The sequence below is a fragment of the Cohnella sp. GCM10012308 genome (genome assembly GCF_042649185.1).
Classification (GTDB): domain Bacteria; phylum Bacillota; class Bacilli; order Paenibacillales; family Paenibacillaceae; genus Cohnella.
The window spans coordinates 1-8,980 of sequence record NZ_JBHRYU010000071.1; the positions used below are offsets into that span (position 1 = coordinate 1).

Here is an 8,980-nt window from a genome sequence, read left to right on the forward strand (position 1 = left end):
GGGGCGGCGACGCAATAACGCTTCAAGGAAGAGCAACACCGTATTGCCGCTGTTCAGCTTCTTCGCATAGCGGTCGGCTAGAAGAAAACGAGCATGTTCGTCGAACCAACTGAATAACTCACGGAGTGCGGGGGTAATAGATACCATGAGTTCTCCTTTCTTGGTGGTTCGCACACTTCCACCTTAGGAGAACTCTTCCTTTTTGTAAAGCTACCTACCATGTCAAGTTCTTTGCAAAGCTATTGCTCCATCAGCTCCATTTCCGGCTTACGCTTTGAATTTACCTGCACATTTGCAGGTATTTTGTTAAATGTCGCTGGTCGACAGAAAATAAATGTACAAATGCAGTTGTTCGAACCGCAAAGCCTCGAAAAGCTCCGACACGCTGGAATTGCGCCTCCCTGCCACAAATCGCCTCCCAGTTTATACTTTCTGATCTAAGCGGGGCCTACGAACATGCCTTTGGGCATGTTCGCTTAACGACCCGTTCGAATCCCACTTGCGCCATACACAAAAAAACGATTCCCTCCCGGGAATCGGCTTGTTTTTTTACTTGTGGCGGAGAGAGTAGGATTCGCTCCGTCGCAGCCGTGGACACCTGCGGTGTAGCCACGGCTTAGCGACTATCACGCCAGGGCCTACGAACATGCCTTTAGGCATGTTCGCTTAACGGCCCGTTCGAATCCCACTTGCGCCATACACAAAAAACGATTCCCTCCCGGGAATCGGCTTGTTTTTTGCGTATGGCGGAGAGAGTGGGATTCGCTCCGTCGCTGCCGTGGACACCTGTCGGTGTAGCCACAGCTCAGCGACTATCACGCCGGGGCCTACGAACATGCCTTTAGGCATGTTCGCTTAACGGCCCGTTCGAATCCCACTTGCGCCATACACAAAAAACGATTCCCTCCCGGGAATCGGCTTGTTTTTTGCGTATGGCGGAGAGAGTGGGATTCGCTCCGTCGCTGCCTTGGACACACCTGTCGGTGCGACCACGGCTTGAGCGACTATCACGCCGGGGCCTACGAACATGCCTTTGGGCATGTTCGCTTAACGGCCCGTTCGAATCCCACTTGCGCCGTACACAAAAAACGATTCCCTCCCGGGAATCGGCTTGTTTTTTGCGTATGGCGGAGAGAGTGGGATTCGCTCCGTCGCTGCCGTGGACACCTGTCGGTGTAGCCACAGCTCAGCGACTATCACGCCGGGGCCTACGAACATGCCTTTGGGCATGTTCGCTTAACGGCCCGTTCGAATCCCACTTGCGCCATACACAAAAAAACGATTCCCTCCCGGGAATCGGCTTGTTTTTTGCGTATGGCGGAGAGAGTGGGATTCGAACCCACGTGGGCTTGCACCCTAACGGTTTTCAAGACCGCCCCGTTATGACCGCTTCGGTATCTCTCCATGCATAGAGCGCATTGGTCTCCTCGCGTGAGGTGGGCCAACCCGCTCCGTAATCATATCATACGCCGGAGAGCGCGATCAACCCCTCCGAGGCGCAATAACTTCGAGACCGCCCATGTATGGACGCAGCGCTTCCGGTACGACAACCGTGCCGTCAGCCTGCTGGTAGTTCTCGAGGATCGCCGCAACCGTGCGGCCGAGCGCAAGACCTGAGCCGTTCAGCGTATGGACGTACTCCGGCTTCGCGCCGGTCTCCCGGCGGAAGCGGATGCCCGCGCGCCGCGCCTGGAAGTCCTCGAAGTTGGTGCAGGACGAGATCTCGCGGTAGGTCGCCATGCTTGGCAGCCACACCTCGAGGTCGTATGTCTTGGCAGAGGCAAAACCCATGTCGCCCGTGCACAATGCGAGCACGCGATACGGCAAGCCCAGCAGCGCCAGGACGCGCTCTGCTTCACCCGTCAGCGACTCAAGCGCCTCATAAGAAGTCTCCGGATCGACGAGCTGAACGAGCTCGACCTTGTTGAACTGGTGTTGGCGAATGAGGCCGCGCGTATCGCGTCCCGAAGCGCCGGCCTCGGAGCGGAAGCATGCGCTGAACGCTACGAGCTTGCGCGGCAATTGATCCTTGGGCAGAATCTCCTCGCGGTGCAGATTCGTGACCGGCACCTCCGCCGTCGGAATCAGATAATACTCCGTATCCGCGATTTTAAACAAATCCTCTTCAAACTTGGGCAGTTGGCCCGTGCCAATGAGGCTGTCGCGATTAACGATGTAGGGCGGCAGAATCTCCTCATAGCCATGCTGGTCCGAGTGCAGGTCCATCATCAGGTTAATCAGCGCGCGCTCGAGGCGGGCGCCCAGGCCCTTGTAGAACACGAAGCGCGAACCCGTTACCTTCGCCGCCGCCTCGAAATCGAGAATGCCGAGTCCCTCGGCGATCTCCCAGTGCGCCCTAGGCTCGAAACCAAGGTCCGCCGGCTCGCCGATGCGGCGGACCTCGACGTTGTCCGCTTCGCTTGCGCCGACCGGTACGCTCTCATTCGGAATATTCGGCACGGCGAGCAAGAGCGCCTCGGACTCGGACTCGATGCCGCGAAGCTCCTCGTCGATTTGCTTGATCCGGTCGCCGACTTCCTTCATCTCGGCGATCAGTCCGTCGGCGTCGCCACCGCTCTTCTTAAGCTTTGCGACTTCTTGGGAAACGACGTTGCGTCGGTTTTTCAGGTTGTCGCTCTCGGTCTGCAGCTCGCGGCGTTTGGCGTCAATCGCCGGAAACGCGGCGATCAGCTCCTCCGAGGCGCCCCGCTTCTTGAGAGCGTCCGCTACCTTGCCGTAGTCGGCGCGCAGCAACTTGATATCGATCATCGGTAGGTGATCCTCCTGACCCTGCGAAGGGTAATGTATGTCGGTCTAAGCACGAAATCGTGACTGCGCTTTATACGTTTATGCTTAGCCTTGGCTTTGCCCTTGACCGGCTGCCTCGCGCGCCATATCGATGAACAGGCCGTGCAAGCGGTAATCGTCCGTCAGCTCCGGATGATAGGAGGCAGCGAGCAGATGTCCCTGTCTGGCAGTGACGATCTCGTCCTTGTATATGGACAGCACCTCGACATCCGGCCCGACCTCGGTGATGAGAGGGGCGCGGATGAATACGGCGCGCAGCGGAGACTCGATGCCCTTGACGGGCAGATCGGTCTCGAAGCTCTCGCGCTGGCGTCCGAACGCATTGCGCGCGACCGTCATGTCCATCAGCTGCAGGTGCGGTTCCTCGTCGCCAGTCAGACGTTCCGCCAGCACGATGAGGCCGGCGCAAGTGCCGAATACCGGCTTGCCGGCCTCAGCATAGCCGCGTACAGCTTCGATGAACCCGTATTTGCGCATCAGCTTGCCGATCGTCGTGCTCTCCCCGCCCGGGATGATGAGACCGTCGATCTCCTCGAGCTGCTCCGTGCGCTTGACCGCGACACCTTCGCCGCCGGCAAGCTCAATGCTGCGGATATGCTCCGCTACCGCGCCTTGCAGCGCCAGAACTCCGATTTTCATGGATGTACGACCTTCCTTCGTGTTCAGCCTTCTAAACCAATCGGGGCGGCCTCGCGGCCGGCGGAATGCCGGGGCGAGACCGCCCGAATCTGTGGCTTGCCGCGGCGACTTGCGTCTACCGGTTTAAGCGATGAGCCGCCCGAGGGCGGCAGCGGCGATTAGATGCCGCGGTCCTGCATGCGCTGGGACTGCTCCAGCTTGGAGATCTCGATACCCTTCATCGGCGTGCCGAGGTTCTTGGAGACGCGGGCGATCAGCTCGTAGTCCTCGTAGTGCGTCGTCGCTTCGACGATCGCGCGAGCGAACTTCTCGGGGCTGTCGGACTTGAAGATACCGGAGCCGACGAATACGCCGTCGGAGCCCAGGTGCATCATCAGCGCGGCATCCGAAGGCGTCGCGATGCCGCCGGCTGCGAAGTTGACGACCGGCAGACGGCCTGTCTCATGCACGCCAAGCAGCAGTTCGTACGGTACGCCCAGCGTCTTGGCTTCATGGTACAGCTCGTCCTTTGCCAGGTTCTGCACCTTGCGGATCTGACCCGAGATGAGGCGCATATGGCGTACGGCTTCGACGATGTTGCCCGTGCCCGGCTCGCCCTTCGTACGAAGCATGGACGCGCCCTCTTGGATGCGGCGCAGCGCTTCGCCAAGGTCCTTGGCGCCGCACACGAACGGCACCGTGAAGTCCGCCTTGCTGATATGGAATACGTCGTCCGCAGGCGTCAATACTTCGCTCTCGTCGATGTAGTCGACGCCGAGAGACTCAAGCACCTTGGCTTCGACGTAGTGACCGATCCGTGCCTTCGCCATAACCGGGATGCTGACGACCTTCATGACTTCCTCTACGATCGTCGGATCCGCCATGCGGGCTACGCCGCCGGCTGCCCGGATATCGGACGGTACGCGCTCGAGCGCCATAACTGCCGTAGCGCCGGCCGCTTCGGCGACCTTTGCTTGCTCGGCGTTCATGACGTCCATGATGACGCCGCCCTTTTGCATCTCTGCCATGCCGCGCTTAACTCTCGATGTGCCTGTCTCCATTTTTACCCACGCCTCCAATACATTCTAAGCATTTATTTTACAGGAATGGCCAAGGATAGACAACCCGTGCGGTCGGGATTCCGACCGATCAGAACAGATTGACGATCCCCTTGAACAGACCGCTGAAGAAGGCGCCGATCGCCCTCAGCATCAGTTTGAACCAGCCCGCCTTATTCACGTCCTCCGTCGCCACCAGATCGACGGTGACCGACTTGTCCTCCTGCGTGACGGGATCCTTGTATGTGTAGGTGGCTTTGCCGACCTTATCCCCTTGCTTCAGCGGCGCGACCAGCGGGTCGCTCGTCGGAACGACTTCCTTAAGCTGCGCTTCGACTTTGCTCGTCTTCGGCAGCATCACCGTGATGTCTTGGCCGGTAACGACCTGTACCGATTTCTTGCCGCCCTTCTTGACCTTCAGCGTCTCGTGCTCGGCGATTGCGGTCTTGGGCTGTACGAGCGTTTTTTTCTCGAAGCTGCCGAAGCCGTAATCGAACAGCTTGGCCGTCTCGAGGAATCGCTTGCCGTCGTTCGAATTGCCCGGCACGCCCATGACGACCGCGATGAGCCTCGTGCCGTTCTGGAGCGCTGTGCCCGTGAAGCAGTTGCCCGCATTGGAAGTATGACCTGTTTTCAGGCCGTCAACGCCGGGATAGGCGAATTTCTTGAAATTTTGCACGTTCTTGTTCGACTCGAGCATCCAGTCCCAGTTAATCAGCGGCTGCTTGTCCCGCTCGCGGAACTGGTAAGTCTGCATCTTGGAGTACTCCAGGAACTCCGGATAGTCCTTCAAAATATGGTAAGCCAGCAGTGCGGAGTCGTGAGCCGACATTACCGTCTCGCCTTCGATCGAAGTCGGGCGATAAGCCTCCGGCATATCCGCGCGATCGAGACCGGTGGAGTTGATGAAATGGGAGTCGTTCATGCCCAGTTGCTTGGCCGTCTCGTTCATGAGTTTGGAAAACGCTTCCTCAGACCCGCCCACCGTCTCTGCGAGCTGCGTCGTCGCGTCGTTGGCTGAGCCCACCGCCATCGCGATGTACAGCTCCCTGACCGTATGCTTGTCGCCAACCGCCAGGAACACCCGGCTGCCGATCTGCTTGGCCGCATTCTCTTGTATGGTGATCTCTTGATTCCAGCTTATCTTGCCGTCCTGGATGGCCTTAAATACGAGATATTCCGTCATCATCTTGGTCATGCTGGCAGGCGGCAGCGCGACATCCGCGTTGTTCTGGTACAGCACCTGGCCGGTATCCGCATCCATCAGGAAGGCGGACTTTACATTTAATTGAAGACCGCTGATATCGTTCGTCGCGGCCGAAGAGCGCGGCAGCAGCATCGCTTGCAGCAAGGCGGCTAGAAGTAGGATGGCTAGTAGCTTGAACATGACAGCACGGGATTGCTTGGCATAGCGAACATAAGCTTGATTCAACACGCGACTCTCCTTTTAACCTAGCATATTAATGAGTCGGACAAGGCCGTTAACTCCGTCTGTTATTGTAACATACCGCACCCAAAGGCAAAAGCCGCAAGGCGACGTTTGCTCGCTCTGCGGCTCTTCATTTTAACCGATGCATAATGCAAGTTTACATCGAGTAATTCGGCGCTTCCTTCGTAATCTGAACGTCATGCGGATGGCTCTCGCGCAGACCGGCACCGGTGATGCGGACGAACTCGGTATCGTTCTTCAGCTCATCCAGCGTCGCCGTACCACAGTAGCCCATGCCTGAGCGCAGGCCGCCGAGCAGCTGGTGCAGCGTGTCGCGCAGCGGCCCCTTGTACGGCAAGCGGCCTTCGATGCCTTCCGGCACCAGTTTGGAGTCGTCCTCTTGGAAATAACGGTCCTTGGACCCTTCCTTCATCGCGCCGATCGAGCCCATGCCGCGATAAGACTTGTATCGGCGGCCTTGGTAGATCTCCGACTCGCCCGGGCTCTCCTCGGTGCCGGCGAACAGGCTGCCGAGCATGACCGCGCTCGCGCCGGCCGCGATCGCCTTGGTGATCTCGCCCGAGTACTTGATGCCGCCGTCCGCAATGATCGGGACATTATACTCGCGCGCGACAGTCGCGCAATCGTAGATCGCCGTGATCTGCGGCACCCCGATACCCGCGATGACACGCGTCGTGCAGATCGAGCCCGGTCCGATGCCGACCTTGACGACCGAAGCGCCGGCTTCGATCAGATCGCGCGTCGCTTCGCCGGTCGCTACGTTGCCGGCCACGATCGTCAGATCGGGGAACCGCTCGCGCAGCTTGCGGACCATGGTGACGATGTCGATGTGGTGACCATGCGCCGAATCGACGACGAGCACGTCGACGCCGGATTTGACCAGTGCGTCCGAGCGTTCGAACGTATCTTTGGATACGCCTACGGCTGCCCCCGCGAGCAGACGGCCGTGCTGGTCCTTGGCCGCGTTCGGGAACTGGATGGCTTTTTCGATATCTTTAATGGTGATGAGACCCTTCAGGGTGTTGGAGTCGTCCACGAGCGGCAGCTTTTCAATCTTGTGCTTCTGAAGCAGCAGCTCCGCCTCTTGAAGGGTCGTGCCCACCGGGGCAGTCACCAGATTTTCGCTGGTCATCACTTCTTTGATCTTGATGGAGTAATCGTGAACGAAACGCAGGTCGCGGTTCGTCAGGATGCCGACGAGCTTGCCGCCTTCATCCGTAATCGGCACGCCGGAGATCCGGTACTTGCCCATCAGCTCCTCGGCATCGTAGACATGGTGCTCAGGGGTCAGCGAGAACGGATTCGTGATGACGCCGCTCTCCGAACGCTTGACGCGGTCTACTTCCTCTGCCTGCTGGGCGACGGACATGTTCTTATGGATGATGCCGATGCCGCCTTCACGGGCGATGGCGATCGCCAGAGCCGATTCCGTGACCGTATCCATCCCGGCGCTGATCAACGGAATATTCAGCTTCACGGAAGGGCTGAGCGCCGTCTGGACGCTGACGTCCCTCGGCAGGATCGACGACTTGCGCGGGACAAGCAGGACATCGTCGAACGTCAAGCCTTCCTTGGCGAATTTATTTTGCCACACGAACATTTTCCTCCTTTGGAAATGCAAATTTTTAGTTTTTCCGAATTGAATTATAGGCAATCTTAGCAGAGGCACTAGGGGCTGTCAAGGCGCATTGGACGCCGTATTTCGCATTCTCTGAATGCGAGCGGACATCCACTCTCCACATGATTCCGATGCAGCCAAAATGCTTGTTAGGACAGGCATCCAAGTGTGTCAGCCGATCAGGATTTGACCGCGCCTAAAAAGTCTGCTCCAAAAGGATAATGAATCCCATAGGTGGCAGAATCGTTCTATACAGCTTTTGGTTGAAAAGCGTATGTGGCATCTAAAGAAGCTATGTAAAAATCAAAGGGTACGGAGGGAAAGGGAAATTTCATTTGGTATCGTAAACGATAAGAAAAATGGTCGCTATGTACGTTGTTTGAAGGGGGCGTTCACTCGTATGAGGAATTGCATTCACGCGCGTTTTGCTGTGAATATTCGCAGTATTTTCTGTCGGAAATTCTTAAAAAAACAATGAATATCGATCACTGTTTCATGGTTCAACGTTGTTTTCTCTGATGAGACAGCTCCCTGTCTAACAAGCATTTGGATGAAGCGCCGCCTTCTATTAAAGCGGCAAGGCAGGGAGCTGGACCTTATAAACGTTAAAATCGTTGTATTAGTAGCGCTTTCTTAATGAAGCATGGGCACTAGAGACCTTTTATGATCTATTTCGCTGCCTCTGCCGAACGATCTTTCGATACATCTTCGCTGTGATCGATCGCATTTTCCTCCGGATTGCCGTTATCCGCTAGCGCTGCCATGCTCCACATCCATTGTTCCGTTTGTAACTTTGCGCTGGACGTCGAGGCTTGCGCACCATTACCCCAAAACGCGCCTCCGATGCTAATAGCAAGTGCCAGCGTACTAGCCGCAATGATCTTGGACATATCGTGCTCCGCCTTCCAAAGAATCTATTTTTTATTGGTATGTCCTTATCTTAAACCAGGTTTTTGAACTGAATATGAAATCCGGCTTAAGGGTTACTGAATAATAACGATAAATGCTTATTTTCTTTTACCCGAAGCTAAGAAAATTACAACCCAAACATGTGGAAGCGGACTTCAGTTTTCCGCTTTTTTATACGAATCCCTCTTGCAAAAACCAGTTAGAAACAACAAAAAACCACCTTCCGAAGAAGGTGGTTCTCTCTACTGCTCTTAGCCTGGCGACGTCCTACTCTCCCAGGACCCTGCGGTCCAAGTACCATTGGCGCTGGAGGGCTTAACGGTCGTGTTCGAGATGGGTACGCGTGGGACCCCTCCGCCATTACCACCAGACCTACTGTGCGAACTGTGCCATACAGCTTTGCAGCTTACAGAGCTTGCGCCCTGAAAACCGGATGCGAAACGAATCTGCGCTAGAAATTCTCTTGCCTGTGCGGCTTGCCGGTTGTTCCTAGATCGGAACAGTAGGATAAGCCCTCGA

6 protein-coding genes, 1 tRNA gene and 1 rRNA gene are annotated in these 8,980 nt (G+C 56.8%); all 8 read right to left on the reverse strand.

Annotated elements, in window-relative coordinates; all coding sequences use genetic code 11:
* Positions 1–1,315 precede the first annotated feature (1,315 nt).
* Positions 1,316–1,404 (reverse strand) — tRNA-Ser (locus ACFOTD_RS34380).
* 78 nt (positions 1,405–1,482) lie between these two features.
* The gene (gene serS, locus ACFOTD_RS34385; protein WP_378124514.1) at positions 1,483–2,769 is read right to left on the reverse strand and encodes a serine--tRNA ligase; all 1,287 of its coding nucleotides are present in this window, start codon (positions 2,767–2,769) and stop codon (positions 1,483–1,485) included.
* Positions 2,770–2,853: 84 nt separating this feature from the next.
* A complete protein-coding gene (gene pdxT, locus ACFOTD_RS34390; protein ID WP_378124515.1) occupies positions 2,854–3,447 on the reverse strand; it encodes a pyridoxal 5'-phosphate synthase glutaminase subunit PdxT in 594 nt (197 codons plus the stop codon).
* Between the two features lie 158 nt (positions 3,448–3,605).
* Positions 3,606–4,487 carry a pyridoxal 5'-phosphate synthase lyase subunit PdxS gene (gene pdxS, locus ACFOTD_RS34395; RefSeq protein WP_378124516.1) on the reverse strand — a complete coding sequence of 294 codons (882 nt, stop codon included), beginning with the start codon at positions 4,485–4,487 and terminating at the stop codon, positions 3,606–3,608.
* 88 nt (positions 4,488–4,575) lie between these two features.
* Complete coding sequence (locus ACFOTD_RS34400) at positions 4,576–5,919, reverse strand: D-alanyl-D-alanine carboxypeptidase family protein (protein ID WP_378124517.1); 1,344 nt, start codon at positions 5,917–5,919, stop codon at positions 4,576–4,578.
* A 151-nt stretch (positions 5,920–6,070) separates the two neighbouring features.
* Positions 6,071–7,528, reverse strand: a complete 1,458-nt coding sequence (guaB, locus tag ACFOTD_RS34405; RefSeq protein ID WP_378124518.1) for an IMP dehydrogenase — start codon at positions 7,526–7,528, stop codon at positions 6,071–6,073.
* Between the two features lie 692 nt (positions 7,529–8,220).
* Positions 8,221–8,442, reverse strand: a complete 222-nt coding sequence (locus ACFOTD_RS34410) for a hypothetical protein (RefSeq protein ID WP_378124519.1) — start codon at positions 8,440–8,442, stop codon at positions 8,221–8,223.
* 273 nt (positions 8,443–8,715) lie between these two features.
* Positions 8,716–8,832, reverse strand: a 5S ribosomal RNA gene (gene rrf / locus ACFOTD_RS34415).
* Positions 8,833–8,980 lie beyond the last annotated feature (148 nt).

Excerpts from the sequence above, each read along its gene's own strand:
- ACFOTD_RS34410 (WP_378124519.1), bottom strand. The coding sequence starts at position 8,442 with ATGTCCAAGATCATTGCGGCTAGTACGCTGGCACTTGCTATTAGCATC.
- serS (WP_378124514.1), bottom strand. The coding sequence starts at position 2,769 with ATGATCGATATCAAGTTGCTGCGCGCCGACTACGGCAAGGTAGCGGAC.
- pdxT (WP_378124515.1), bottom strand. The coding sequence starts at position 3,447 with ATGAAAATCGGAGTTCTGGCGCTGCAAGGCGCGGTAGCGGAGCATATC.
- pdxS (WP_378124516.1), bottom strand. The coding sequence starts at position 4,487 with ATGGAGACAGGCACATCGAGAGTTAAGCGCGGCATGGCAGAGATGCAA.